The 26,010-nt window shown below is 56.2% G+C and carries 31 protein-coding genes; all 31 read right to left on the reverse strand.

Annotation, left to right across the window (positions count from 1 at the left end):
• Window position 1: 1 nt before the first annotated feature.
• Window positions 2-361 carry a hypothetical protein gene (locus I2C21_RS00120; protein WP_195278191.1) on the reverse strand — a complete coding sequence of 120 codons (360 nt, stop codon included), beginning with the start codon at window positions 359-361 and terminating at the stop codon, window positions 2-4.
• Window positions 362-376: 15 nt separating this feature from the next.
• A complete protein-coding gene (locus I2C21_RS00125; RefSeq protein WP_195278192.1) occupies window positions 377-808 on the reverse strand; it encodes a hypothetical protein in 432 nt (143 codons plus the stop codon).
• Window positions 809-871: 63 nt separating this feature from the next.
• The gene (locus I2C21_RS00130; protein ID WP_195278193.1) at window positions 872-1,426 is read right to left on the reverse strand and encodes a hypothetical protein; all 555 of its coding nucleotides are present in this window, start codon (window positions 1,424-1,426) and stop codon (window positions 872-874) included.
• Window positions 1,423-3,141: a DUF6273 domain-containing protein gene (locus tag I2C21_RS00135; RefSeq protein ID WP_195278194.1), complete on the reverse strand. Its 1,719-nt coding sequence runs from the start codon at window positions 3,139-3,141 to the stop codon at window positions 1,423-1,425. Before I2C21_RS00135 ends, I2C21_RS00130 begins: the two co-directional genes overlap by 4 nt.
• Entirely contained in the window at window positions 3,126-4,247 is a 1,122-nt protein-coding gene (locus tag I2C21_RS00140) for an RNA-directed DNA polymerase (RefSeq protein ID WP_207730549.1), read from the reverse strand. Before I2C21_RS00140 ends, I2C21_RS00135 begins: the two co-directional genes overlap by 16 nt.
• Before the next feature lie 230 nt (window positions 4,248-4,477).
• Window positions 4,478-4,645: a DUF6273 domain-containing protein gene (locus I2C21_RS17880; protein WP_502709449.1), complete on the reverse strand. Its 168-nt coding sequence runs from the start codon at window positions 4,643-4,645 to the stop codon at window positions 4,478-4,480.
• The gene (locus tag I2C21_RS00145) at window positions 4,629-5,042 is read right to left on the reverse strand and encodes a four helix bundle protein (RefSeq protein WP_195278195.1); all 414 of its coding nucleotides are present in this window, start codon (window positions 5,040-5,042) and stop codon (window positions 4,629-4,631) included. Before I2C21_RS00145 ends, I2C21_RS17880 begins: the two co-directional genes overlap by 17 nt.
• 225 nt (window positions 5,043-5,267) lie before the next feature.
• Window positions 5,268-6,155 (reverse strand): phage tail protein, encoded by an 888-nt coding sequence (locus I2C21_RS00150; RefSeq protein ID WP_172697903.1) that lies wholly within the window; start codon window positions 6,153-6,155, stop codon window positions 5,268-5,270.
• Window positions 6,156-6,157: 2 nt separating this feature from the next.
• Complete coding sequence (locus I2C21_RS00155) at window positions 6,158-6,913, reverse strand: phage tail protein I (RefSeq protein ID WP_172697902.1); 756 nt, start codon at window positions 6,911-6,913, stop codon at window positions 6,158-6,160.
• Window positions 6,906-8,033: a baseplate assembly protein gene (locus tag I2C21_RS00160; RefSeq protein ID WP_195278196.1), complete on the reverse strand. Its 1,128-nt coding sequence runs from the start codon at window positions 8,031-8,033 to the stop codon at window positions 6,906-6,908. Before I2C21_RS00160 ends, I2C21_RS00155 begins: the two co-directional genes overlap by 8 nt.
• Window positions 8,017-8,340: a hypothetical protein gene (locus tag I2C21_RS00165; RefSeq protein WP_195278197.1), complete on the reverse strand. Its 324-nt coding sequence runs from the start codon at window positions 8,338-8,340 to the stop codon at window positions 8,017-8,019. The genes I2C21_RS00160 and I2C21_RS00165 overlap by 17 nt, the downstream gene beginning before the upstream one ends.
• A gap of 11 nt (window positions 8,341-8,351) precedes the next feature.
• The gene (locus tag I2C21_RS00170) at window positions 8,352-8,753 is read right to left on the reverse strand and encodes a phage tail protein (RefSeq protein WP_148337719.1); all 402 of its coding nucleotides are present in this window, start codon (window positions 8,751-8,753) and stop codon (window positions 8,352-8,354) included.
• Window positions 8,754-8,755: 2 nt separating this feature from the next.
• The gene (locus I2C21_RS00175; protein ID WP_148337721.1) at window positions 8,756-9,091 is read right to left on the reverse strand and encodes a hypothetical protein; all 336 of its coding nucleotides are present in this window, start codon (window positions 9,089-9,091) and stop codon (window positions 8,756-8,758) included.
• A complete protein-coding gene (locus I2C21_RS00180; protein ID WP_353654753.1) occupies window positions 9,092-10,144 on the reverse strand; it encodes a phage late control D family protein in 1,053 nt (350 codons plus the stop codon). It abuts the gene before it with no gap.
• Entirely contained in the window at window positions 10,123-10,332 is a 210-nt protein-coding gene (locus I2C21_RS00185; RefSeq protein ID WP_195278198.1) for a tail protein X, read from the reverse strand. Before I2C21_RS00185 ends, I2C21_RS00180 begins: the two co-directional genes overlap by 22 nt.
• Window positions 10,325-13,633 carry a phage tail tape measure protein gene (locus tag I2C21_RS00190; protein ID WP_286167174.1) on the reverse strand — a complete coding sequence of 1,103 codons (3,309 nt, stop codon included), beginning with the start codon at window positions 13,631-13,633 and terminating at the stop codon, window positions 10,325-10,327. The genes I2C21_RS00185 and I2C21_RS00190 overlap by 8 nt, the downstream gene beginning before the upstream one ends.
• Window positions 13,634-13,799: 166 nt before the next feature.
• A complete protein-coding gene (locus tag I2C21_RS00195) occupies window positions 13,800-14,210 on the reverse strand; it encodes a phage tail assembly protein (protein ID WP_195278199.1) in 411 nt (136 codons plus the stop codon).
• An 84-nt stretch (window positions 14,211-14,294) separates the two neighbouring features.
• Window positions 14,295-14,813: a phage major tail tube protein gene (locus I2C21_RS00200; RefSeq protein ID WP_148337728.1), complete on the reverse strand. Its 519-nt coding sequence runs from the start codon at window positions 14,811-14,813 to the stop codon at window positions 14,295-14,297.
• A gap of 15 nt (window positions 14,814-14,828) precedes the next feature.
• Window positions 14,829-16,259, reverse strand: a complete 1,431-nt coding sequence (locus tag I2C21_RS00205) for a phage tail sheath family protein (RefSeq protein ID WP_195278200.1) — start codon at window positions 16,257-16,259, stop codon at window positions 14,829-14,831.
• A gap of 3 nt (window positions 16,260-16,262) precedes the next feature.
• Window positions 16,263-16,724, reverse strand: a complete 462-nt coding sequence (locus tag I2C21_RS00210) for a hypothetical protein (protein WP_195278201.1) — start codon at window positions 16,722-16,724, stop codon at window positions 16,263-16,265.
• Window positions 16,715-17,206, reverse strand: a complete 492-nt coding sequence (locus tag I2C21_RS00215) for a hypothetical protein (protein WP_195278202.1) — start codon at window positions 17,204-17,206, stop codon at window positions 16,715-16,717. Before I2C21_RS00215 ends, I2C21_RS00210 begins: the two co-directional genes overlap by 10 nt.
• Window positions 17,207-17,209: 3 nt before the next feature.
• On the reverse strand, window positions 17,210-17,776 hold the full coding sequence (locus tag I2C21_RS00220) for a phage tail protein (protein WP_172697896.1): 567 nt from the start codon (window positions 17,774-17,776) through the stop codon (window positions 17,210-17,212).
• Complete coding sequence (locus tag I2C21_RS00225) at window positions 17,773-18,108, reverse strand: hypothetical protein (protein WP_148337738.1); 336 nt, start codon at window positions 18,106-18,108, stop codon at window positions 17,773-17,775. The genes I2C21_RS00220 and I2C21_RS00225 overlap by 4 nt, the downstream gene beginning before the upstream one ends.
• Before the next feature lie 2 nt (window positions 18,109-18,110).
• The gene (locus I2C21_RS00230) at window positions 18,111-19,166 is read right to left on the reverse strand and encodes a major capsid protein (RefSeq protein WP_195278203.1); all 1,056 of its coding nucleotides are present in this window, start codon (window positions 19,164-19,166) and stop codon (window positions 18,111-18,113) included.
• 15 nt (window positions 19,167-19,181) lie between these two features.
• On the reverse strand, window positions 19,182-19,565 hold the full coding sequence (locus I2C21_RS00235) for a hypothetical protein (RefSeq protein WP_195278204.1): 384 nt from the start codon (window positions 19,563-19,565) through the stop codon (window positions 19,182-19,184).
• A 13-nt stretch (window positions 19,566-19,578) separates the two neighbouring features.
• A complete protein-coding gene (locus tag I2C21_RS00240; RefSeq protein WP_195278205.1) occupies window positions 19,579-20,733 on the reverse strand; it encodes a head maturation protease, ClpP-related in 1,155 nt (384 codons plus the stop codon).
• Window positions 20,681-22,237 (reverse strand): phage portal protein, encoded by a 1,557-nt coding sequence (locus I2C21_RS00245; protein WP_334259991.1) that lies wholly within the window; start codon window positions 22,235-22,237, stop codon window positions 20,681-20,683. The genes I2C21_RS00240 and I2C21_RS00245 overlap by 53 nt, the downstream gene beginning before the upstream one ends.
• A gap of 26 nt (window positions 22,238-22,263) precedes the next feature.
• Entirely contained in the window at window positions 22,264-22,500 is a 237-nt protein-coding gene (locus I2C21_RS00250; RefSeq protein ID WP_195278206.1) for a DUF6148 family protein, read from the reverse strand.
• On the reverse strand, window positions 22,501-24,327 hold the full coding sequence (locus I2C21_RS00255) for a phage terminase large subunit family protein (protein WP_195278207.1): 1,827 nt from the start codon (window positions 24,325-24,327) through the stop codon (window positions 22,501-22,503).
• On the reverse strand, window positions 24,308-24,802 hold the full coding sequence (locus I2C21_RS00260; protein ID WP_148337749.1) for a hypothetical protein: 495 nt from the start codon (window positions 24,800-24,802) through the stop codon (window positions 24,308-24,310). The genes I2C21_RS00255 and I2C21_RS00260 overlap by 20 nt, the downstream gene beginning before the upstream one ends.
• 145 nt (window positions 24,803-24,947) lie before the next feature.
• Window positions 24,948-25,880 carry a phage terminase small subunit gene (gene terS / locus I2C21_RS00265; protein WP_148337751.1) on the reverse strand — a complete coding sequence of 311 codons (933 nt, stop codon included), beginning with the start codon at window positions 25,878-25,880 and terminating at the stop codon, window positions 24,948-24,950.
• Window positions 25,881-26,010: the final 130 nt, after the last annotated feature.

Raw genomic sequence — 26,010 nt, forward strand, 5'->3', positions numbered from 1 at the left:
GCTATGGCTGAATGTTGTTCAGGTCTACGGGCATTCCCTCCGTCGCCGTCGGGTTCGCCTGTTTGATCTTCACCACGTTTTCCGCCTTTGCTTTCCAACTGTAAAAGCCGATTGCCGTTGCCGCCGGGGTTCCCACATAGGCGAGGAAAACGCCAAGTTGCGACGGGTCAAGGATGACGACACGAACGCCGATGACGAACCCCGCGAAATAGGTTAAAAGCACCGCCGAAAGAACCAGTTTTGAAAACTCGATCTTTCGGCGGTCCCGCTCTTTCTTCCGGCGGCTCCGCCGTCCGCCAAATAGGAGGACCGCGGCAATTCCACCGATTAGCCCGGCGGCGGCGCTGATAAGGTAAAGCACGTTTCACACCGCCTTTCATAAAAAATCATGCTTTATCAATCTGTCGTCGTAAACTCGTTTGATGTTTGCGACGGCGTGTATTGCGCGGTTGTTGATATACTCTTTGTGGGTGTCGCAATATTGCTCGTAAAAGTCAATTTCGCTTAAAACTTCAAAAAATTCTTCCCGTGTGTGGGGAATATCCCGCAATAGTTCATTGTTGAACCGTAAAATCGCGGCCCGGTGCATGTCTGCGTTGCGCGCGTCGTCGGTCTTGATGTGATCGTCAAGGGTTCTCCGGGTTTCTTCTAACTTCTCGATCACGTCCCCGTTGATCGCCCGCCCGACGGCCTTTCCGATCGCCGTCCACGGATTGACCTTGATAGGGGCAATCTGAACCAACGTCAGAAGCACCAGCAAAAGCCCGACAATCCCACCGCCGCCGGACAGAAGTTCGGCGATTGTCACGTTCCTTTTCCTCCCGTGATAGAATGGCCCCGGCGCGGTACAGGTCCGCGCCGGGGTGTTCGCTTACTCCATGTCCACAACTTCCCATCCCTGCGGATAGTCTGCGGGGGAATAGGCGTTTGCGGTTTCCATTGTGGACCGATAAACTTTGCCGTCAGTCCACAAGCAGACTTCGCCCTTTTGGTAGGAATCTTCCGCCATCGTGGGCTGAATGAACGGTTTTCCCTTTTGGGGGTCTGTGGTGTGATATGGGACCCATTGCGCCGGAGATTTGCCCGGCTCAATATCGGGGTTGTTCTTGTTGTCGTGTGGTTGACAGCACCGCCACACCTGCCCGTCGTGAACCCGCACGTCGTCTTTCTCATATTTTCCGGGCTTCCATTCCTCGAACAACGCTTCACAAGCCACAACGTCGGTTCCCGTTCGTTTCCCGGCCTTGATTTCGTCGTTCATGGTCAGCCGGGCGGACATGACCGCCGCTTGCATGGCCGGGGACGCGCCCCCGCCGCTCTGCTCCAACTCCGAAACCTTGCGTTCCAGTTCCGCCCCCTGCGCGGTCAACTCTTCAACCGTTTTCGGCTTGTTCTTGATACTTGTCCGCTTATGCTGTACGCTCATTCAAAATTCCCTCCCACGGATGAAATAAAGCAATCCCCGCTTGCGCTGTTCCGCTTCACCTTGATTCGGAAATTGAATCCCCATTCCTCCGCCGTCTTGCTGTCGTTGGAAAGGAAAAACTTGCTCCCGCTGGTGACGGCCTGCGTCACGTCCTCCCACGCGGGGGAATCGTCGTGGCCGTTGTTGCACGCCTCCACGGTGAACTCTGCGCCCGCCGGAATCTGCCGGGTGATGGACATAATCGCCTTTGTCACCATGTCGTCGGCTTCAAGAGGCGTTGCAAGGGTCAGTTCGATTTCAGTTTCGTTCTTGCTGAATGTGTAAGTCCGCGTCGCGGCTCCGCCGTAATTGTCCGTCGCCGTCACCGTCAGCGTGTGGGACCCGTTCAACAGCTTCCGCCATTCATCCGCGGTGACGCTGAACGTGTATTCCTGCCCGCTGGTCGCGGCGTAGGACCGCTTTTGCGTTCCGTCGATCTTCTCAACGACGGTGATCGTCTGGCCGCTGTCCGGGTCGGTGACGGTGTATTTCTGGTCGAACGCTCCGGTCTTTGCCCCAAGGTCCGTATCTGTCCCGCTGATCGTGGGCGGCGTGTTGTTGATGACTGTCCGTGTCGCGCTGGTTTTGTACGCCGATTCTGCGCCCGCGCTGTCGTATGCCTTGACCCGGTACGCCACATTCTCCCAGCCCTTTGTGATCTGGTCGGTGTACGTCCGGTTGATTCCTTTGTAGAGCTGCGCCCAGCCGCCGCCGTTGTACTGCCGTTCGAGGATGTACCCCGAAAGGTTGTTGTCCGGGTCGGTGGAGGTCCCCCACGTCACGGTCAGTTTTTCTCCGCCCCGAACGTCGCTCGGAACGTCGATGGAATCCGGGACCGACGGGGCGCGGTTCCAAATGATCGTATATGCGCCGTCCGAATCCGGGCTGTCAGATACCAAGATTTCAGATTTTAGATTACAAAGCGGGCGAACGCCCCCGTAGCCGCTGTACGCGTGGCTCCAGTTCATCGCGCCGGAGGAATAGACGTGGCGGACGATGTACGAGTCCGACGCATAAGCGTCCGCAAGCCACCAGTGCCACGGGTCATTGACGTTAAAACTGCTTGTCTGGTATTCGCTTTTTGATACGCATTCCGCCGTTGGCTTCGCCTTGCGGGAATTGTCATCCGTAAATAGCGCAAGTTTGCTTCCGGCCACCACGTCGCCCGACAATCCAACTTCCGTTGACGTGGCAAAGAAAATCTTGTCGGTGCATGTTTCTGTTCCGCCGCCGTCCATCTGCGCTTTTCCGACGGTCCGGTTCGTGGTCAGCAGGGCGGCAATGAAATTCGCGGAGAACCCCGCCAGAAAGCCCGCTTCTGCCTCGTACTCGTTGTAGTTGCTCCACACATTCGAGTTGTTCGGCGGCGCGTCCATCCCGTGCTGGGCCGCGTACCACGCGCCCGCCCCCGCTTGACTGTTCAGCCATCGACGGATATTTGACCAAATCCAGCGGTTGTTTCCGTAGGAACGGCGGTTTCCGTCGTTGTTGCTCGGCTCCATAGCGTCAAAGCATTTCAGCGAGATAATGCGCTCCGTGATCAGCGTGACGGAATTCGCCGGAAACCCGGCGTGGTTCTTGTCCGCGATTTTCCAAATAATCGGTTTCCCGTTGTAAAGCGTCCCCGTGTCCTTGACCAGCGCGCCAACGGCAAGGGAACTTAAACTTTTTGCCATTGTTTAACACTCTCCTTGAATAATTTTTTGAACAGGCGGTCCGTTTCCCGGATAAGGTGGTGACAGTTGCCCTTTGCCGCATGGCTCCGCCAACTTCCGTATGACTGTTCGATTGCCGCAAGGGTAATTTTCCCCTTGTCCAGCAAGCCCCGCTGTTTCTTCAATTTCCGTTGCTCGTTACATTTGCTGTTCCTCCTTACCTTTCGCACGATCTTCCCCGTGTCGGTCATATAGGTTCGGAATCCAAGGAAATCAATTCCGTTCCGCAACGGGAAAATATTTGTCTTGTTGTTCAGTTTCAGTCCCAGCCCGGCCACGTACTTTTCAATCTCCCGGCGGCAATACTGCAAATACGCCTTGTCCTCGTGAATCAAGTAAAAGTCGTCCATATACCGCCCATAATAGCGGATTCCCAATTTCTCTTTTATGAAGTGGTCAAGCCCCGAAAGGTACATGACCGCGAACCATTGTGAAGTCTGGTTGCCGATCGGAATTCCGGGGTCGTCCGTGCTGTCAATGATCATATCGACAAGCCATAGAACGTCCGGGTCCCGGATAAAGCGGCGCACCATTGCTTTCAATGGTTCATGCGGAATTGAGTAGAAATATTTTGATATGTCGCATTTCAGAACCCAGCCGTCCGCATAATGGGCGGCGCGCGGGTCGGGCCGCGGCAACCCCTCCTCCCGGCACCGTTGTTCTTCCCGTGCTTTCCGCTCGAAATAATAGGACCGCATAAACGCTTCCAGTCGATACAGTCCGTCATGCGTCCCGCGCCCGGCCTGCGACGCGTAGTTGTCGCGGATAAAGGTGCAGGAAAACGCTGGTTCTAACACATTGTCACATAAGGAATGCTGAACCACCTTGTCTTTGAACGCGTTGGTCATAACAATGCGTTCTTTCGGTTCGTAAACCCGAAATACGAAATATTCCGACGGGCGATAGGTTTTGTTCTTCAGCATTTCCGAAAGCAGGCACAGGGCTTCCAGCAGGTTTGCTTCAAACTTCGCAACGCTTGCTTTGCCCCGTTTGCCCCGGCGGGCTTTTAGAAACCCTGCGTACAGGTTCCCGAAATCGTGTACCCGCTCGAATTCTGTTTGTTGCATAATAAAAAATGCTCCTTGCCGTGTATAGAATCCGCCTTGCGGGGGCGGCAAACGGTCCTCCGCCTGCCGTCGCAATGCTTCATCATCGGACCCCGCCGCGCGCCCGTGGCGGGGCGGAAGCTGGTTCCCGTGGGCCTTGCTTCACCAATCTTGTGTTTACCGTCGCGCTGTCACCGCGGCGGAGGGATGCGGCTTCCTTTGATAGTGGTCCTCTGTTTTCAGCCGTTGGCTTACTCATTCGCGGTATTCCACCAAAGCGGGCGAACGCCCCTGTTGCCGTTGTACGCGTTGTTCCAGTTCATCGCGCCGGAGGAATTGACGTTGCGGACGTTGTACGAGTTCGACGCTACAAGCCGCACCCCAAGAAAAACGCCCCGGCGATCACCGCCGCGGCGCATTTCCCCGTTGTCTGGATTCTGTGAACCGTTCGAGGTCCTTTTTCCTCCAACTGGCCGTCATCCGTTTTACTTCCACGGCGTACTTTGTCCACGCCGCGCATTGCGCCGTTGAAATCAGGTTCTTTCGTTCGGCCAGTTCGATCAAAAACAGCATGTCTTTACAACGTGAAAGGGCCTGTTTCTGTTCATACCGCCGTTCCCGGAACTCTCCCGCGTCTGTAATATCAAGTTCGTTTGCGTCCTGAATGTGAACCACGATTTCCCGCGCAAAGGTCATCAAATCAACCGCAAGTTTCCCGTGCCGCTTCGGAAAGCGGCGGGCGGTGGTCATGTCGTAGGTGTGAAATGCTAAATCTTTCGCTTTCGTGATGATGATAAATTCCTTTTCATCCGCCACGCCGCAAGCACCTCTTTCCCCGGATTTCTTCGATCTCCGACGGGTCCCCGTCGAACCGGAATCCCCATTCCGTGACAGTTAGAACCGCCTGTGCCCCGGTATAGGTCCGCCCGCTGATCGTCAGTTCGTCAGCGTCGGAATCGCACGCGGCGCAAGGCGGGTCCAATTCCGCAAACAGATTCCCGATGATGCAGGACAGTTCCCGCCGTGTGCAGGCGTATTCCCTCAACATTCGATTCTGTTTCGGGCCGCGTTCCAAATGCCCTTTGTCATAACCACCCCGTCGAGGGAATCAAATTGCACAAGGAACGGGTTTCCGGTGATGTTGTTGAACAGTCCATCTTCCACGCGGGAAACGCGGCTTTCCAGCCCCGCAATCGCGGACAGGGCTTCCGCCGCGTCCGCCTCCGCCTGCTCTGCGGCCTCCGCGCCTGCGTCCCACGCGGCCCGCTCGCCCGGCTGAACGTGAACTTCTGTGTCCTCCGTGTGGTCGATCAGTCCGGCAATGGCCGTGTCGTAGTTCCCCATCGTCGTGGGGTTCACGTGAATGTCGCTGTTGTTCGCGTGGTCGTTCAGGGCAGTAACGTCTGCCTTTTTCTTAAACTCCGCGGCGTGCGCCGTCTGCGACGTGTTGTGGTCTGCAAGGTCCTTTTTCGTGGCCGTTACCACGTTCGGGTCAATGACAAAAGAGATCGCGCCCGTGTTGGAAATTTCGATGTGCATAGTCAGTTCAATTTCCCCGGCGGCTCCGCTGGTGATAATGACCTTTTCCGTGTCCGGCGTGTTGCAAACGGCAATCATGTTCGGCTCTTCCGCGTCGTCGAACACGCCCATTTCCCGGATAGTCCAGCCGCCCACGTCGGAGGGGACCACCGCCACCACGTCAATCATGTTCGGGGATTTCTCGTTGACCTCCACGCGGTTTACCTTTCCGCGCCATTTCTCGCCCTTTAGGGCGGTCATGGTGGAATTCGGCTTGTAGTAGCTTCCGCCGCCGTCGCCCACGGCGAGGGTTGTAATATTGACTTTCTGCCCCTCCATGACCGCTTCCGTGATAAGCTGAACGCCTACGTCGGTCACAATACTTCCGTATTTGTTTTCGATTTCTGCCATTGTTACGCCTCCGTTCTGTTCTGCGGGAAGATTTCAAGTTTCCCGGTTTGCTGAATATAGGCGGCGCATAACGCGCGCCAATCTGCCCCCATCTTCCGGTAAACATGCGGGTAAATGTCCACGCGCACGCCGACGGTGTGGCCCGCTCCGGCCTTGATGCGCGCCGTTTCCTCGATGTCCTCCGCAAGATAGGGGTAAACTTCCAGCCGCACGCCGACGGAATGGACCGCCGCCGTGAATACTGCCGCTTTTTTCTCAATCTGATAACTGATTGCTTCCAAATGGGACCGGAGGTTTTTATAAAAGCGCACCCGCTCCAAAACCGCCGCTTGCCGGTCCGCCGATACCCCCGATTCCGTCGCGCCGATGATGACTTTGAACATGTACGGTTCTCCGCCGTACTCGAACCACTCTTGCACCCGCGTTCCGGGGAATACCGCCCCCAGCGCGGTTTCGACGGCGTATTTCGTCCCCAACCTCCGGTGAACGCGCACGCTGTCCCGGATGGTCTGCCGCTTGACTTCGATCGGATAGGAATAGTCGTACCAATCCACATGCAGGTCATAGGCCAGCACGTCAAGCGTCTGTTCGTCCAGTTCGTCAATCCGGGCGTATATGATGTTCTTCCCGATCTGCCGGACGGTCCCTTGCAACTGCTCCGCAATGACCCGCGCAAGGGCCGTCATGGTCGGGTCGTTTTTCAGGGGAGGGGGGAGGGACCGCGTATAATCTGCCGAATGCAGTTCGTTGTCATTCACTTTCCGCACCCCCGTTCGTAACGGTGGTCGTTCCGATTTTCGCAACCTGATTGTCTTTCACCGTCGCAAAGGCCGGGGCGCGGACCTCCACCCGCTTTACTCCGGCTTGCATAAGCAGTTGAATCAAATAGGACGGGTTCACGTCCCGCCCCATCTTCTCCGCCTGCCATTTCTTGAACGCGCCCACCGCCGCGTTTACGTTCTCCGAAATCACGTCGTCGCTGATTGCGCCGCCCTCCTGTGTGTAGTAGGTCACGTCGATGTTGTATGCCACGGTTTCCGGGGCCTTGACGGTCACATGGTCAGTCAGCGGGCGCACCGTGTCCGCGTTCAGGATTTCCGAAACCTCTTTCAAGATTTCTTCCTCTGACAGTTCTCCGCCTGCCAGCAGAACCCGCACGTCCACTTCTCCCGGCTCCGGCGACGTGGCTTTTACGTCCGCGATCAGGGCCGACGCGGATTTTGCGAAATACTCATATCCGCCCATCGGCCCCGCTGTGGAGTATGTTTCCACGCTCTCCCGTAGCCGTTCATAAAATGCCGCGTCGCTCTCTTCATCTGCGCCGCCCGCGCTTTCCGTTGTGTTCGACACGCTTTGAAAGTAGGGGAACACGTCAACCGCCTGTTTGATTTGCCCCGGAACAAAGCCGTTCCCGATTTCTCCCGCCTGCGTGCATTCCGCCGCCACGTCGCCGGACAACTGGCCCGCCGGAATGGTCAGGTCTTGAAGCGTGGCAAACACAACGTCGCCGTCCGGTGTTGCGCGGGTCCCTGCCGGGATGACGGTCGCGGTGTCAAGTTTGATGGACAGCGTATATCGCAAGGTTGTTTTCGCCTTTTCCGGCTCCAATCGGTACGTGTCCTTGAACAGTTCCGCGAGGGAATCCAGATATTCCCCCTCCGCGTATCGCGGCACGTTCTGTTTTGCCGAAAAGTCGATGTTCACCCGCTCTTGAACGATGATGTCCGCCACCCACAAAATGAAAAGCCGCGCCGGGTCCGCCGGGTACAGCGTGCGCCCGGTGAACTTCTCGTATGACTGAATCAGCGCGGTCACGATTGCTTCCGTGTCGGTTTCCACAAAGGAAATATCCGGGTAACTCCTATTCGTCGCCGCCAATGATCTTCACCTCCACAATGGGAATCAGGGTCCCCGGCCTGTCCCCCAACTCAAAGGTCACGTTTTCCACCTCTGCCCGCGGCTCGAATTCCTCGATCGCTTCGAGTACCTCCGAAATCAAGATTGACTGCGCCGCCGGAATCGGTTTATCAAGAAACCGTTGCGCCAGCCCCAAGCCCCGCTCCAACGGAACGGAAAATTTCGGTGTGGAAAGGATGACCGCCACGTTCTGCAATACCTCTTCCGTGATGTCCTCCGGCGCGAGGTTGATTTTTTCAAGGGCGTATGCCTTTACGGTGTAAGCCATCGTCCGCCCTCCTATCTGCTCGAATATGATTGCATGGTTACATTGACCGACGCGGCCAGCAGGTTCCCGCCCCGGTCGTATCGTTGCAGGGAATTTGACAGTTTGGTGATGACCCACTTGTTCGTCCCATACGCTTTCGGGCCGATGATCAGATAATGGGCCTCGCCCCGCCGCATGGTTTGAAGCAGGTTCGCAACCTCCGCAATGGGGTTCACGCCCAAAAAGACGGAAAAGAACATGGTGAAAGACATGCTTTCCACGTCCTGCCCGGTGAACTCCAAAAGCGGCTCTTTCAAATGCCGCTCGTGCGTGGCGTACTTCACCGAACTTTCCCATTTCAGATCGTCAAACGTCTTGATGGATGACCGGGAAACGTAAAAGGTGAACGTCCCCCAGCTTCCGATTTCCGCCATCGTCAAATCCCCCCAATCACGAACCCGTCCCCGTCCTCTGTCGGGAGGTAGATGCAAAGCACGTAATCCCCCGGCGACGGTAGCCACGGGCTGATCTTGACGGCGTGGCTGTGGCCCGCAAAGGCCGCGTCGCCGCTTCCGCCGCTCTCGGTTTCCGTCCGTTGCGGCGCGTTCTGCGCCGGGATGAATGGCGCATTTTTCAGAACTTTCAGTTCTCCCGAAACAATCGGGCTTTCTCCCTTGTCCGAAAAGGTCACGCGGGCCGTTCGGTTCCCTGCGTTGACAGAAGAGACGATGCCCGTTCGGACCATATTTTTCAAAACGGATAATTCGCTCATTTAGTAGCCCTCCAGCACGCGGCGCAAGGTCAGATCGGTTTTATACCCGCTTCGGGATATGGAATGCGTCGCCGTTTCGATGATGTACTTTCCATCGAACGCCCCGTACCCTGCCACCTGAACCGTTACGCCCGCCACAAGGCGCGCGTCCCCGGCCAGCTTGAACGATGCCTTGAATTCTCCTTTGTTCTTTTCCCGTAACCGCTTCATTGCCAGTTGCCGGGCCTCTTCACGGTTTGATACCTTTTCGTTGATTTCCAGCGTTTGGCCGCTCTTGTCCGCGTCCCGCGGGGTGTAGGTATATTCGATCGTCGTCCCCGTGGCCGGGTCTGTGTAGGACACGTGGCATTTGCTGTACGCGGTGTCGTGCAGGCTCGTGGAAAAAGAATAGCTTCCCACGTCCGCTTTTCCCCGCTGGATGGTCCGCACCGCGTCTTTCTGCTCATACGCCGCCGCGTCAAACAGGACGATGATTTTTGCCGTGACTTTCAGGGAGATTCCAGCCGCTTTGCAAAGCCGCTGTAAAAAGGTGATGTCGGATTCCTGCATTTGCTCTTTCCGCTGATAAAATGGGTCGGACGCGGATTCAAACATGCAGGCAAACCCGTTCGCCCCCGCAATCTCCTTTGCAATGCCGGAAAGCGTGTATTTCTCCCACGCTTTCGTCTTTTTCTGTGTCCGAATGGTGGAGGCGTAGGGGATAGACCCGGCCTTGATGGTCGCTTTCGCGGGCGGTCCGCTCCCGTCCACTGTGTCCACGGCGAACACGCCGCAGTCAAGAACCCGGTCTTTCCCGTCCGATTCCCAATTCTTTTGCACAATCACGGCGGAGATTTCCGCCCCCTTTGACGCGGAGGGCGTATTCAGCCAGCTTCCCAGCCATACACCCTCCTTGTCGTCAAGGGATAGTTGCAGGTCGTCCGTCTTGTCCTCTTCGTTGTCCGTGTAGGTCAGCGAAAGAAGATGCTTGTTGATGTCCGCCGAAATATCCACCCCCGAAAAGGTCAGGCGGATAACCGCTCTTCTCGCATTCATGCCGTCCCCCTTTTCCACGGCGGCAACCCCGCCGCAACCTGCGATTCAGGCTCCGGGATGGTCAGCACGATTCCCGCGGGGAACACGAAAAGGCGGCGGTATTCCGGGTTCAGCTTCATAATCCTGTCTGTGTACGCTTCGTCGCCCATCGTTTTATAGGCGATTGCGTCCCACATGTCCCCGGCTATGGTGGTGTATTTAGTCATAGTTCCGCCTCCTTTCGTCATCCTCCTGTTGCCGCTTCCGCTCTTCGATTTCGTCCAGTAGTTCTTCGTCGTGCCTGCGTAGCAGTTCTTCGATGTCCTCCGCCTGTGCCTCGCTCCCAACATGGAAAACGGGCGCGCTGTGAATGACAATCGACGCTTGCCGTGCGCCGGACGCGATAGACGGGGCCGACACGCCGGGGGCCTCCGCGCCTGCATAAGCCAGTTGCAGGGACGGAATACCCACTCCCGCCCGAATGGTGTTGACGGTGTTTGCGAGATTGCGGAAGATCGCCCCGGTTTCCGCCGCATTGAAAACGGTCCGGTTCTTTGCATTCGTGACAAGTTCCGCGCCCGCTTCACCCGCTATGAACGTGTCAGGTGTGTTTTTCGTGCCTTTTGCAAAAGTCGGAATCAACGGAATGTTGATGCCCTTTCCGCCGATGCCGGGGACCCAATCAGGAATTTTCAGTTTGTTCAGCCCGGAAATCACGCCGTTGATCAGGCCGATAATTCCGTTCAGAACGCCGCTTGCAATGCTTTTCAGGGAATTCCAAACGCCGCTGAATATCCCTTTCACGCCCTCCCACACGCGGGACCAATCCCCCGTGAAGATGCCCGCGAACACGTCCACAATGCCTTTAATCGCCGTCAGCGCGCCGGACACAACCCCTTGAATGGTCGTCAGCGCAACGCTGATAATATTTTGAATCGTCGGCATAAGAAACTGAATCACGGACATAATGGCCGTTGCGATCGTCGAAACGACGGTTGCCAGCCCTTGCAGGATGGAAGCGATCGTCGGTGCCCAATCCGCGAACGCCTGCGCGATCTGCGGAAGCACCGTTTGAACGATGAATGTAAAAATCTGTTCCACAATCGGGCGGACGTAGGTATTCACGAACTCGATAAAGCCGGAAAGTATATTCCACACAGTTTGCAAAACCGTGATCGCGCCGTCGATAACGCCCGTCGCTTCCTCTCCGAACAGGTTGATCAGGAAGTCCCGCGCTCCGCCCAAGTTCCCGTCTGTGAAAATGCTTTGAATTGTGCTTCCGATATTCGAGATTGCAGTTACAATCTTGTCGAATACTTCAACGCCCGCGTCCCCGAACACGTTTCGGATGACCTCGCGCACCTTGTCCAGATTGTCCCGCAGGATTTGCACCGCCGAAATAATCAGGGTAATCACGCCCACGACGGGAAGCACTTTTCCAAGAATGCCGCCGAACGGTCCTAAAATCGCGCCGCCCAGCTTTTGAAGCGGGCCGAACAGGGTTGACAGCTTCCCGAACCCCTTTGCAACTACGCTTCCAATCTTTCCAAGCGGACCTGCCGCAACTGCGGCCCCGGCCCGCCCCAATATCCCGGTAATGGTTCCCGCTACTCCGGTAAACGCCCGCGTAGCAACGCCGCCCACGCCGGAAAATATGCGGGTAAACACGCCGCCCACGGCTCCGCCGATACCGGAAAACAGGTTTCCGATTTTCGTTCCGGCGAACATCTGCCCGAACGCGCGGCCTACGCCGCCCGCCGCGCTTCCGATTCCGCCGAAATACCCTGTGACGCTTTTTGCAACGCCCTTGACTTTAGACGCAAAGCCCACGGCTTCCACGCCCGCAAGGGCGAATTTGCCTTTGAACAGGGCCATAACCTTTTGAATGGTCAGAACCCCGCCTTTCAGGTCAAGGAACGCCAGTTTTGCCACCAGCCCCGCCGCCTTGAACGCCAGAAGCCCGGTGACAACCTTTGTGATCGTCCGTACCAACTCCGGGTTTGCATTGATAAACTCGGTCAGTTTGGAGATCAACTCCGCGGCCTTTTCCGCGCCCTCGGTAAACGTCGGTAACAGCGCGTCGCCCAGCGCAATTTGTAGGCCCTCAACCGCGGATTGCAACAGCGTTACTTTTCCTTGAAAGTTGTCCAGTTTGATTTGCGCCATTCGCTCCGCCGCGCCTGCGGAATTGTTGACCGAATCGGACAATTTTTGAAAATCTGCCTCGCTTGCATTGACGATCGCCAGCATACCCGCAAAGGATTCCTTGCCGAAAATGGCCGTTGCCGCCGCCACCTGCTCCGTTTCAGACAACCCGCCCAGACTGCTTCGCAGATTGTCCACCACTTCGCGGAATGACTTCATGCTTCCGTCTGCATTCGTCAGGCTGATTCCGTACTTGTCCATGTACTCTTTCATCTGCTTTGTCGGCTTCGCCATGTTCGCAAGGGCGGTTTTCAGCGAGGTTCCGGCCACTTCCGACTTTATGGACGCATTCGCCATCAGGCCGATTGCAAGGGAAACGTCCTCAACGGAATATCCCAGCGCGCCCGCGACGGGGGCCACTTTTTGGAAAGTCGCGCCCATCATTGCCACATTGGTATTTGAATTGCTCGACGCTTGCGCCAGCACGTCCGCAAAGCGGCCCGCCTGATCTGCCGTCATGTTAAACGCGGTCAGCGCGTCCGTCACAATGTCGGAAACCTGCCCCAAGTCCTCGCCGGATGCCGCCGCAAGGTTCATAATGCCCGGCAAGCCGCCCAACATCTGGTCTGTTTTCCATCCGGCCATTGCCATGTATTCGAGGGCTTTTCCCGCTTCAACGGCGGTAAACTGCGTCGTCGCACCCATTCTCTTTGCTTCATCCGACAAACGCTTCATTTCATCCGCGGTCGCGCCGGAAATGGCTTCTACGGTGGACATCTGCGCTTCAAACTCCGCGGCCTTTCTCACTGGCCCGGCGTAAATTGCCGTTCCAAGTGCCGCAAGGGTTCCGACGGTCCCCGCAAGTTGCGTTTTGGTCTTTGAAATCGCCGCGTTGTTCTGTTCCAACGCGGCGTTTACTTTTGCCAATTCCTCTTGACTTTTTTTGACCCGCTCGTAACTTTTGGATAATCGTTCGTTTTCCTCGGTCAGACGGGAGGTGTTCACCCCTGCGCCGGACAGTTCTCCGCCCAATTCGTTCAGCCGCGCTTCCTGTTGCTCGATTCTCGATGTGGTCGCCGCGATCTGCCGTTCGTTCTGCGCCATCTTTGCCCGCAGTTCTTCCGTTGGCTCTCCGGTTTCGCTGATTTCCCGTTGCAGTCGTTCATGCTCTGCGGTCAGCCGTTCCAGCTTTTGACGGTTCGATTCAAGGGCGGCTTCCTGCTTTTTGTACGCGTCGATCTTTCCGGTGATAGAATTTAGCTTTTGCAGGCTGTTTTGCATTTGCCGCGTGGTATTCAGCGCGCTACTGAATGCCGCATTGAAGTTTCCGCCCAATGCGGCGGTCAGTTTGAAGAGAAGTTCATATTCCTTTCTTCCCGCCAAATTCTTCACCTCGCTTTCTGGTTCTTCTGCTCCGCTGTGGCGGCGTTGATGTCCTCAATCCATGCCGTGATCTCCGTCACGGTCATGTCAAGCCAGAATGGGACGGGCGTAAAGGTTGCCTGTGCCAGTTTGAAGCATTCCCGCCGCCACCAGCGGGCCGGGCTTCTTAAAAGCCCGTGTCGATTAAAAAACTTCTGGCCGCGTTGGTGATCTTGTTGAAATCTTTCAGGGGCATTGCTTCCAGCACGTCGCTTCCGATGCCCGCGGCCTTTGCCGCCATCTTCCCTTGAAAACTCCGGGAAATTTCCGGTGCAAGGGCGTATTCGTTGTTCATCTGCATTTCGGTTTCAATGGAAACCATGTCGCGCCCGGAAAGCCGCTCGAAATTGAACGTCAGTTCGGTGTAGGTCTTTCCCTCATACTCGAAAGGCTTCTTGAACACGTGCGTATAAACGCCCGTGTTGCCCTCTGCGGGCTTCTCTGCGGCTTCCTGTGCTGGTTCATGGGTGACGGCTTCCGCCGCGCCTGCGGGCCGCTCTGCGCCCTCTGTGGTGGTTTTTTTCTCGGTGTCGTTCATGGTCAATTCCTCCATTCAGATTTTCATAGGTTCAAATACAGAAAAAGGGCAAAGGAAAGCCCAGCGGGGAGGACCCCGCCGGGCTTATGCCTTGCCAAGTGCCTTTCTAACGTCGGCCAGATAGTCGGTTCCGTTGATGTAGTAAATGAAATTGATAATATCAATTTCGAGGACCTTTTTCCCGTCGATGTATGTTGCGAAATAGGTTGCCGCATACTCCCCGGACGCTTCCGCGGAGGCGGCGGGGGCCAGCTTTCCGGGCGCGAACTTCGTCGGCGTTACCATCAGCACGTGTTTTACCGCCTGTTGAATGAACTTGCCCGCGCTGTTGTCCCAATACTGTTGTGCCGCGCGCAAGTCAAGCTGGTGGTTGCGCGGCTCTGCCAGTTTGATTGCGTCGGCGGTCACAGAACGGAAATTCAGGGTCAGCGTCATTGCTTCGATATGCCCGACGAACGCGCCGTTGAACGCGCCCGCGATTCCCGCGCCCTTGACTTCCTCCGTGATCTGCGAGATTTCAGGAAGCGTAGCTTCCGCCATTCCGTAAAACTCCGTCGCGTCCTCATACACGGCAAAGTTGGTTGTGCCGTTGTCAACTTTCATGTTGTCTTTCCCTCCTTATGCCGCCAAAGCCGACGAAACATAGTCCGCGTCGTACTCCAATACGAATTCGCATTCTTTCATCGGGCTGGGCGGGGTCATGTAGATGTGGAAAACTGCCTTGCCAGCCATAAGCGCGGTTTCGCTGTTTTCCTCTTCCAGAAATTCCACGCGCCCGCCCAGCAGTTTTTCCTCGTTGACAAGGCCGTTCAGCCAGATATTGACGGAATTCACGATGCTGTCGATCAGGCGGCGCGTCATCTTCTTGTCCAGCTTGCTCCAATAGGACAGGACAAGCGAATTCGCAACCCATCCGAACATGCGCGACACGGGAATGAAGTAGTTCTTCACGTCCGTATCGGCGGGGAAGCAGGCGGTTTCATTGCCCCAAAGGACATACCCGCCGATGAAATTCAGCGCGGTTACAATGCCGTTGCTGTTCAGATAGTTTGCTTGATTCAGGTCGAGAAGAACGGTGGTCCCGTCGGCAAGGCACGCCCGGTCGATCTGCAAAGACTTGTTGGAGGGGCTTTCCGCCGGGCAACCGCCGTTGTCCGAATCGGTCGCCGTCATCCGCGCCGCGGTGTGGACCGACGCGTGAAACACGTAATCGCCCAGCCCGAACAGGGGCCAGCAAAGGATTTCCGCCTTGTCGTTGATGTTCTGCGTTTTCTTCCACGCGGGCGCGTCCGCATAATGCGTGACTTCTGTTGTGTCAATGTCGATCAGGGCCTTTGCGCCGTGGAAAACGCCGTTGATGGTCTCCGCCTTTGCCCGCATTGCCGCCGCGACAGTTGACTTATGGGACCATCCCGGCGCAAGAATCATGTCGCACACAATTCCATATTTCGGGAAAACCTTGTCAATCAGTTCCAGCCCGGAATATTTCTTTGTGCTTACCTCAAAACCGCCGATAATATCTTTCTCCGCGATTTTGGAGGGGTCCACCGCGTCAAACGCAATGGTCAGTTCTCCCGTCCGCTCTGGAATGCTCCCGCCCTCGATCACTTCAAGAATCAGATTTTCGCCCTCGTAGAACAGGTCGAAATCCTCGCCTGCGGTATAGTCGGTGACTTTCACCGTGTCTTTCAGGGCTTCCAGCGGCAAAAGAACCTTTCCGTCCGTGACAGTGTAATTCTGCTCCGAAACGCTCTTCTTGTGCTTTGCGGGGTCCAGAATGTTCACGAATACGACGGGTGATACACCGTACAGCTTGAACTGTGCGTAGATCGCTTCGCAAATCGGATAGTTTCCCCAGTTGTCGCTGTACCCCATAGCGGCCACGGCCTCCGCGTAACTCTGGCACATGATCGGGTCGTTCACGCTTCCGCCGACGGTGTGCGCCGGGGCCGCGCCTACGACGAACGCAATCCCGGAATCTGCCGTAACAGGGGTCGAAACCGACGTGTCAACCTGCCGCGTCGAAACCCCGTGGAAATACTCTGCCATTTGTTATACCTCCTTGTTTCCCCGCATTGTCGAAACAATGTCGTTGTAATACTTGTGTGCAAGGTTTCCGGGCGTTTTCACCTTGACGTGAAACGCGGAAAGCCGCTCAACAGGGACGATCATCCGCGCTACAAGGGGATAGTCCGCGATCACGTCCGCAAGGTACGCTTTCACGTCCTCGAACGTCCCGTTGAACACGGCATTTTCTTTCAGTCTCCCGCGTGGGAGGGACGGCCCGGCATAGACAAACAGGTTGTACCCCTCCGGGGCTTCCTGCGCGTCCTCTGCGGGCGTTTCCTGCCCGGCGGTGTCCTCGGTCCCCTCTCTGTCCCCGGCCTGTCCTGCGCCGTCCAGCGCGGCAAGAATTGCCGTTTTTGTCATGCCGTCGTCGGCCTGCACGCCGTTTGCGGCGGCGATTTCCAGCAATTCCGCTTTCGTCATGCTGGGTTTATAGTTCATTGCCATACTTTTTGAACCTCACTTTCTACAACGGGCATTTCCCATTCCGTCATCATTTCCCCCAAATAGTAGGGGGCTGTCGTTCCGTCCGGGTACACAATCATTTCAAGGGGCAGTTTCAGCATGTACCGCTCTCCAATCACGCCGTCTTTCAACAGGGCAACACGAATTCGGGTCAGCAGGTTCAGAACGCATGTTGCGCCCTCGCTTTCGTCCTCCGAATACGTCGCGGCGACGATGCGCACCGTACAGACGCTTTCCGGTTCCTGTCCCGGCTCCTGTGTGTCTGTGCTTTTGATGTACTGCAACAGCAGATAGGGGACGCGCTCGGTCTGCGCCTTTTTGGTCGGCAACCGCATTTTGTAAATTTCCGCGGGCCGCTCTTTCGGCTCTCCGCTCCGGCGGTCTACGCGGACAGGCAAAAGCATGTCCTTTGTTTCGCGCCGCACGAACTCTTCCAGCACGTCCAAAAGGTCTAAAGGTGTCATGTCTTATCCTCCGTAGCCGTTCAGAATCCGGGTGATTTCATGTTCAATCCGCTTATTTATGACTTCCTGCGCCTTTTCCTCCACCTGCTCCACAACCACGCTGTTCGCCGCCATCTGTGCGGCGGATGGTCCCATGAACTCGGTGATCGGAAGTCTGCCCGTTCCGTCCCGCTCGAACATGCCCGTATGACCGCTTTTCATTTTTGCGATAAATGCGTGTGCAAACGGGGTTCGCCCGCTCTCCGCCAGCACCGCCGCCGAAACGGTCGCGCGCTGGACGGGGAGGGTCGGGGAGACATTGAAGCGGTAAAGGGGGATTTTGTACCCGGCAAACGATACCATTCCCACAACCCCGCCGTCCGCTTTCTGCGTCCGCACTTTGATTGTGGTGTCTGCCCGGACATTCTGCCGGGTGATTGCGTAAACGCTCGTGATGCCCTTTAGGGCCTCTGATCTCACGGTGTTGTTGGCCCGGCGGATGACGCTTGCCATTGCCTTTTCCGCGCCTTTTGGAACGCCAGAAAGAATCAGGTTCACCCGCTCGATCTGGTCGGCTGTAATCTGAATCATTCGGTCAACGCCTCCATGTAAAGCACGATTTCCCCGGCTTCCGGGTGAACCTTTGTGATTCGGTACAGGCAATCCCCGATTTCCACGTTCAGGTCCTTTTGCGGGATGGTTTTCAACAGGGACAGCGGAACATACATGACAAGATCGACAAGAATCAAACCGTCCACGTGGTCCGTGGACGGCTTCTTCCGGTCCTGCGCCCCGCCGTCGTCGATGATGACCGGGCCTTTGTAGCGGATTCCGTCAATCCAGAATTCCACAACGTCGGCGTGTTCCCGGCTGTTGTGGAATACGGCGGTCAAATCCCGCTCCACCTGATCTTTGAAATTCATGGTTAAAGTACCTGCGCCACGTACCAGCTATTGACCTCATGGGGGACGGTCAGCGGCTTGCTGTTGATTTGCAGGAAGCGGCGGTCCGGGCGGCGTTCAATCCATGTCTGCGGCACCTTGTCGCCCTCCACGGTGACAAATCCCTTGCCCTCTTCGGGAATCATAGTGATTGCGCCGTAGTAGATGGAGTAATCCGCCTCCGTATAAAGCAAAGCAATGTGCTTGTCCGGTACAATGGGCTTGTTTTCCGGTTTGCCCGGCTCCGTCCAGTCGTCCAGATACCATTCGTTGTACTGATAGAAGTCAAGCCCCAACTTGTGATACGTGCCGATGTAAGTTGCTCCGTTCGGAAGTTGCCGGGGCTTGATGACCGCAAGATCATAGGCTTTCACGTCCAGCACTTCTTTAACCTTTGCGTGGTTAATGAACGCTGTTGCAACATCTTTCGCCATGACGCAGACATTGCAGTTCACGAAACCTTCCCGCTGTACGATTTCGTGCCACCGCTCAATGTCTGCCAGCGGGTCGCTCTGCGCGTTGTCCCACTTCTTTTCGGCGGACACGATGGTTTCTTTGTTGGTGAAGTCAAAGTCGATGACTTCATTCACGCCCTCGCCAACAATCGGAATCTGCCCCGTAAAGATCGCTGTCGCCGCCATCCACTCTTCCCGGCGCACGATCATTTCGTTCAGTTCCCGCAAATCCTCCGCCAGCTTTTCCACGGCGCGTTCCGCGGGCTTTCTGCCGCTGTAAGGGTCCTCGCCCGCGGCCCGCTCCAACAGGTCGTCAACGGTGGTAATCTTGTTCGGGGCCAGCAGAACGGGGGTGTAACTCTTCGTCTGATAGCCCGTGTTCAGGATGGTTTTCCCGCCTACTTTCGGATGAACAAAGGGCGCAAGGGCGCGGGACCCCTTTTTGAAGTCCACGTCAACGCTCTTCGTGTTGAACGTCCGGCGGTTCTTGAAAAAAGTATCGCGGAAGAACGTATGCACCGGAGGCATACGCCGAACCAGCTTCCCCAGCGTGCGGGGAGTATAGATGGTAGTTTCGATTCCCATTTTGTTTCCTCTCCTTTACTTCAAAAAGATTCCGATATTTCGGAACGCGGTTGTCAGGGTTTCCACGGTCACACTGTCCGGGAGATTGATTGCGTCCGCGAAAAATTCGCCCGTCAGGTAAACAACGACATCTTCTCCGGCTCCCGCGTCGCCCGCCGCAATGCCGTAGATTCCCGCCGTGGTGTTCTCGTACTCTGTTTTTGCCGGGGTAGTGCTTCCGCTGTCAGCCGCGCTTGCGTCCACCTTGACGATGGGTTCCACCTTGCCGCCAACCAGTTTCACGGGGTCGTATTTCTTGACGCTTTTCCCGCTCGAAACCTCGCGGACCGCTGTTGCAACGGGATAATCGCCCGCAAAAAAATTCACCGGGCTTGTCTGGTCTTTCTGAATCTCGTACATGCTTCTTTCCTCCTTACTTTACGTCGGGGAACAGCTTGTCAATGGCCGCGTCCACTTCGTCGGGGCCGTCGCCGCCCGCTCCCTCTCGCTGTCCTCCGGTCCCAACGTCGCCCGCGCCGCTCGCGTGCGCGTCGTCGTCGCGGTCCTGAATGTACTTGCCGCCCTGTTTCTTCTGCTCCGCAAGAATCGCTTTCGCAACGTCGCCCGCGGCAATGGGTGTCTTGAACTTTGCGTCCGCCACGATGGTTTCATAGCCCGCAATCGCCACGTCCTCGATGTCCTGAATGCGCTTGCGCTCCGCGTCGGTCGCCGCTTCCTCGATCTGCTTTGTCAGGTCAGGAAAAGCCGCTTTCAGGTCGGCCACGGTCTTAATGTCTTTGATTCCGTCCATGTTCTCTTCGCTCCTTTTCGGTTCATTTGTTGTTGGTTTATTTGAAAAACCGCCGTGCGCGCGGGCCGTCGTGCGGTTTAACAACGAAATCGGCATATTCGGATAACGGTTCAGGTCCAGCGAAACGCTGTTGACAACGATTTTCGCGGCGTTTTCAATGGTGGTTTCCGCATCCTCAAACATCAGCTTGTCGCAAAATCCAGCGTCAACCGCCTGTTTTCCGTCAAACCAGCTTTCCGCCGCCATAATTGCGGCAACCTCCGCCGCGTCTTTCCCCGTTTTCAGGACATAGGCGTTCACAATAGACTGTTTGACCACTTTTAATTCCTCGGTCATCTTTGCAAGGTCCGCTTCGTTGAAGTAGCCCAGCAAGCCCAAGGACGGGTCATGCACCATGAAAACGCCGTTCCCCGGAATCTCGATCACGTCGCCTGCCATTGCAACGATCGTCGCCGCGGACGCGGCCCAGCCGTCGATTTTTACGGTGATCTTTGCCGCGTTGTCCTTTAGGCGGGTGTAAATCGCATTCGCGGCGAACACGTCGCCGCCGCCGCTGTTGATGCGCACAACGATTTCAGGGACCGCCCCCAGCGCGTCCAATTCCTCTGTAAACTGCCGGGGGGTCACTTCGTCGCCCCACCACGTTTCGGAAGCAATGTCGCCGTATAAAATCAGTTCCGGGGCGGCGTTATCTCCCGCCGCGGCCCGGAACGTCCAGAAATGTTTATTCTTTACCTGTTTGTGCTGGGCCTGCGCCCGGCTCTGTTCCTGTGCCATCTGCTTTCGCCTCCCTTAACATTTTTTCTTCCCGTTTGATCTGCGCGGCATTCCGGTAGAAATCGGACCCATTCATTTCCATTGCTTCCCGGTCGCGGGTGGAAAATCCGTTCTGCACCCGTTTTTCCGCCGCAGTCACTTCCTGTACCGGGTTCAAAAGCCCCTGCGCCGGGCCGTTCCATTCTGCGCCTGTGTACGCCTTGCGAATGATAGGGTCGCCAAAAAATCCGGGCGCGGGGATTCGTCCCTTTGCCACGGCCTCCGCGAACCATTCTTCATAAATCGGTTGGCAGAAGTCATTTGCAAGCCATGTCCGGTACATTCGGAACATTTTCCACGCTTCCAGCAACGCCCCGCGGGACGCGCTGTAAGACGCGTTGAAGTTCTTTACCAATAGTTCATAGGGGATTTCGAGGGCCGCGCCGATCTGCCTGCAAATCGCAACCACGAACCCGTCAAATGCCGTGTTCGGCCTGCCGGGGTTCATGTCGTGCGCCTTTTCTCCCTCGTTCAAGTCCACGATTGCGCCGGGCGCAAGTTCAATCGTGCTGTCGTCGCCCGCGTCCACCTGCGCTTCCTCCGGGATGATCTCGCCAAAGGTTCCGTCGCTGGACGCGGATTCCTTTTCGATGAACACCGTGAACATACCGGAAACCACGGCGGCGACAAGTTCCGCGTCGGTATATCGGCCCAACTGCTTCAATGCTTCAATGACAGGGGCCAGAAACGGCACGCCGCGCCGTTGTCCGATGCGCTCCCGGTTCATAATGTGAAGCACGTTCCGCCGTCCGGTCTTTGCGCCCCATGCTTCAACCCGCGTCCACCCGTATTCGCTTGCATCGTAGGACAACGGATGGTGCTTGCTGATATGGTACGCGATCACCTCGCCCGCGTCGTTGGTTTCCACGCCTCCGACGAAATGCGGGTCAACCGTTCCGTTCGGGTTGCTCAATCGGTCCGCCTCAATCAGACAGATTCGCAGGTCATACGGGCAGTTCACCCGCTTTGTCACTGGCAACGTGGCGATCACGTCGCCGCTCATAAGCCAGTTCAGAAAAGCCAGTTGTTGCAGTTCATAGAAATTGTCCAGCCGTTCAAGGTCGCAGGCCGGGGAATCCGCCCACAAGGAAAATTCCCGCTCGATCTTGCGTTCAAGGTCGCGGGCTGTTTCTTCATCCATCCCCAACGCCTCATAGTCAATTTGACTTTTCAGCCGCAACCCCGCGCCGACAACATTTGTCCGGCATGTTTTCAGCGCGCCCGTTGCCAGCGGTACGCCCATGTAAAGATCGCGGCACCGTTGCCGGAGGACGGAAAGGTTCTCTTGTATATCCTCTTTTGCGGACCCGCCGCCATACAACCAGCCCAGCATTGATTTTTTTGTCTGTGACGCGCCGTAGTTGCTGTACCCGCTGTCCAGTATTTCCAGCTTCCGGCGGGCGGCGGCGCGCTTCACGGCCCGTTGCGGCGATACTGCGGCAATCATTCGGTCAAGCGTGTTCAACCCGCTTCGCCTCCTTTGTCATGGTCTTAAAGGTCCCGCGGGACCACACGGAAAACGCGGTTTCGTCCGCCGCGCTTTTCGATGTTTTCCAGCCGCGCAACCTCGTTTTTCCAAAATTCGATTTGTTGCCGGATGTCCGCAAGGTCCGCTTTTGTCAGGCTCCGCGAACCGATGGTGTAGCTTTGGTGTGTCGTAACCTCCAATTCCGCTTCCAGCCATGCGGAAAGGTGCTTTCTTGCGATTTCAAGGCTGATTCCTGCCATTTACAAAATACCTCCGTTGGTTCTTGATCGTCTGCCCCGCCGCTTCTGCGCGGGGGCGGCTGTGGCCGCGTCCCGCTCCGTCCGTTTCAAAACCGGATTTGCAATTTCCAAAGCGACGGTCGCATAGTTCCGAATATCAAGCGGTTCATTCCGCTTGTACCCGCCGTCTTTCAGCGTCCAGACGTATTGCGCTTTTCCGCGCTTATAGGTGATCACCATTTTTTCGGCGGTCAGGCCGCGGAAATACTCTTGCGTGTACCCCCGGTCCTTTTCACGCGGAAAATGGCAATAATTCGGCCCCTCTTCCTGCACCGCCAGTCGTTGATATAAAAGGGCCTTGCCCGTGTCAACTCCGACAGTGAAAAGAGGGGCTTTGATATTGTTCGCCGTTGACGGCCTATTGAAGTACGGCACTTCTGCGCCGCCTTTTCCCTTGATTGCGAACACACGCCGGGCCGTCCGCTCTTTGCAGAATCGGTAAACCTGTGTCGTGAAGTGTCCGCCGGAATCCACGCAGGCGCAAATAATTTTCAGCCGCCGCCCGTCTGCGGTGGTGAACGTCTGCGAAAGAAACTTGTCCAGTTCATCCCACACAGGCTTCAACTTCAAGTCGCCGTAGATCGCCTGATACTTGATTCCCCAGCTTTCCTTGTCCACGCCCCAGCCGACAACCTCCACTTCAAAGCGGTCGTCCTGCACGTCCACGCCCGCGGTCAGCACCAGCACTTCTTCCGGGACCTCGCAATTATAGCGTTCGCGGCGTTTGAAGAGGTCGTCCGTTTCGATTTGTTCGCCCTCTTCCTCCCACGTTTCGCCCATTTCGGTATTTGTCCAGACTTTTAGAAGTTCGATGTTGCCTTTTTTCTTCTCTTCGTTTGCTGTCAGGAATTTTTCGACGATTTCCCGCCATTCCACAAAGAGGGAGGCAAGGGCGTTCAAATGGAATCCGCGCACCTTTCGTTCCGGGTGTGCCGCAACGAATTTACCCTTTCCGAACTGCTCTTTCCACTCCGTTTCGCTGGAAACCACGCCGCACGCCGGGCAAGCGCACCCGATTTCGTCCAGCTTGTCCCGGTCGAAAATGATATTCGCCCACAAAAGCGGCGTGTATGCCCCGCACGCCGGGCAAGGTACGTTCCATTCCTCTTGTGTGCTGTGTTCAAATTCAACGGCGATTCTGGACGTTTCCTTGTTGGTCGGCGTACTCACGCACACTTCTTTCTTGTTCCAAAAGGTCGCAAGCCGCTTCCCGGCCAGCAACAGGGGGTCGCCCTCATTGCCAGCCGTGGCCGGGTATCGGTCTATTTCGTCCGCAAGCAGAATCCGAATCGGGCGGGAGGCGAGGGAGGACGGCGAATTTGCGCCAACCATCGTCACATGACCGCCGGGGAAAATTTTCTGCAAGATCGTGTTCCCGCTGTTCCGGCTCTTGTCGTTCACCTTGTCCCGTAAAACGGGGGTGTCCCGCAACATCGGGGAAAGTCGGTCTTTTGAGAATGTTTCCGCCATTTGAATGGTCGGTTGCATGACCATGATCGGGGACGGGTCGTAGTGCATATAGTAGCCGATCGGGTTCAGAATCAGCGCGTCCGTTTTCCCGATCTGCGCCGCCGACATGATGACTACTTTTTGAATCCGCATGTCGCAAACTGCGTCCATAATCTCCCGCTGGTATGGGGCCTTTGATGTGCGCCATCGGCCCGGCTCCGCCGACGATTCGGAGGACAAGCGGCGGTATTTATCCGCCCATTGCGATATGGTCATATTCGGGGCAGGGGCCAGCACCGCAAAAATCCGGGTGAACAGGTCAACCGTCGCTTTTTTCATTGCTGTTCCCTCTTTCCCCGAACGTAGTTTTGAAATCGGAAAGTTCCATCAATGCTTCGTCGATATGATCTTTCAGCAGGGCGAATATCTCTGCCTTGTCCGTTTTCTTGCAAAGGACCGGGGCCAGCTTTGACGGAATCGCCATCAGGCGGGATTTGAAGTTTACCAGCATATCCGTCATAACGGCTTCGATGTCCGCCGCGGCGTGAAGCGTGTTTTCTTTCAACTGCAATTCGTATTCTTCATTCTTCCGCTTTGCCCGAACCAGCTTCGCCCGCTCGGTGTTGTAATCTATCGTCTCTTCGCTCTCCGGGTTCCTCTTTCGGAGATAATTTATATAGCGGTGGTTCGTGTCGATCAGGTCGTACAAGCCGGGGCGAACTTCCGCAATCACCTTTTCGTCGCGCAACTGCCGCACCCGCCGTTCCGACACGTCGAGGAATCGGGCAACTGCTTTCGCGTCGTAAAGTTTCACCGTTTTTCCACCCCTCCCGCGCTTTTTTGGCATACCCCCTTAAAAATTTTCCCGGCCCCGGAAGCGTTCAAAAAAATTTCGTATCTAAAAAAACGCCGGGGCTCGCTGGACCCGCAGGCCGCGCGGCCCGCCGAAAGAACCTATTTCATATTTCCAATTCGTCCGGCTCTTCCGCTTCGTCGTTGATCTCTCCCGTTTCAGGGTCGATGTCGTATGCTCCCGAAAGTTTCTGCTTTGCAAGATTATATTTCCGCTCTTCAAGCCGCAGGCGGCGGCTCTCCATCTCATATCCCTTGATGGAATCAAGCAGTTTTATAATGCGCCCGTGTATTCTGTTCAGTTCGGCTTCTAACTTCATAGCCCGGTCAAATGCGCTTGCCTTTATGACAGTCTGCATTGTCACCGTGTAGCCCTCACGTTCAAGGGCGCGTTCCTTGTCGCCCGTGGTGTCCTGCAAGGCGGCAATCTCACGTTGCAGGGTTTCCAACTTCTTTTCCTGCTGTCTGGTTGGTTTCTTCCCGTCGCTCCCGTCCATATCCCAAATCAGGGAATCTTCTTCCCGTTGCAGGGCTTCCAACTTCTCCCGCTGTTGTTCTAATCGTTTTGTCCCTTTTGGGGCGCGCATTTCAACAACACGGTCAATATAAAGCGCGGCGGGGTCGCCATGTTCCAGCGCGGCAATCTTGTTTTGCAGGTCGGCTTCCTTTGCAATCAGTGTTTGCAGTTCTGCAAGCATATTTGTTTCTGTGTCCAGCGTGATTCCCTCGATATACTCTCGCTGTTCCTGCGGTAGATCGCATAGGCGGACCGTGGAATATGCCCCGTGCGTTTCGGCATTTTTATTCCCTACGGGCGCGCCCGCGCCCACGGCATTTTTATTGCCCGGCTGTCCGCCGCGTTTTCGCTTCGGTTTCTGTGCGTCAAGGTCTGCCTGCCAATTATCAAGGCTTTTCCATTTTCGGACCTGTTCAGCCCTTACGCTGAATTCTTCCGCAAGCTGTTTCGCCGTCATGGTTCCGCCGGATTCAAGCCAAGCCCGGCGCACTTTGTCCCGCTCCGGGCTTCTCGCTTTTGCCACTGTCTACGCACCCCCCTTTCGTTTGTTTCCTATTTTTCGCCCCGCATACTTCCGCGGAAGCGTGTAAAAAACGGGCCATGTTCAAAACATGGTCCGTTTTCTGCACTCGAACGGCGCGGAGGAATACGCC

The sequence above is a fragment of the Clostridium sp. J1101437_171009_A5 genome (genome assembly GCF_015547905.1).
In the GTDB taxonomy this organism is placed as follows: Bacteria; Bacillota; Clostridia; order Oscillospirales; family Oscillospiraceae; genus Pseudoflavonifractor_A; species Pseudoflavonifractor_A gallinarum.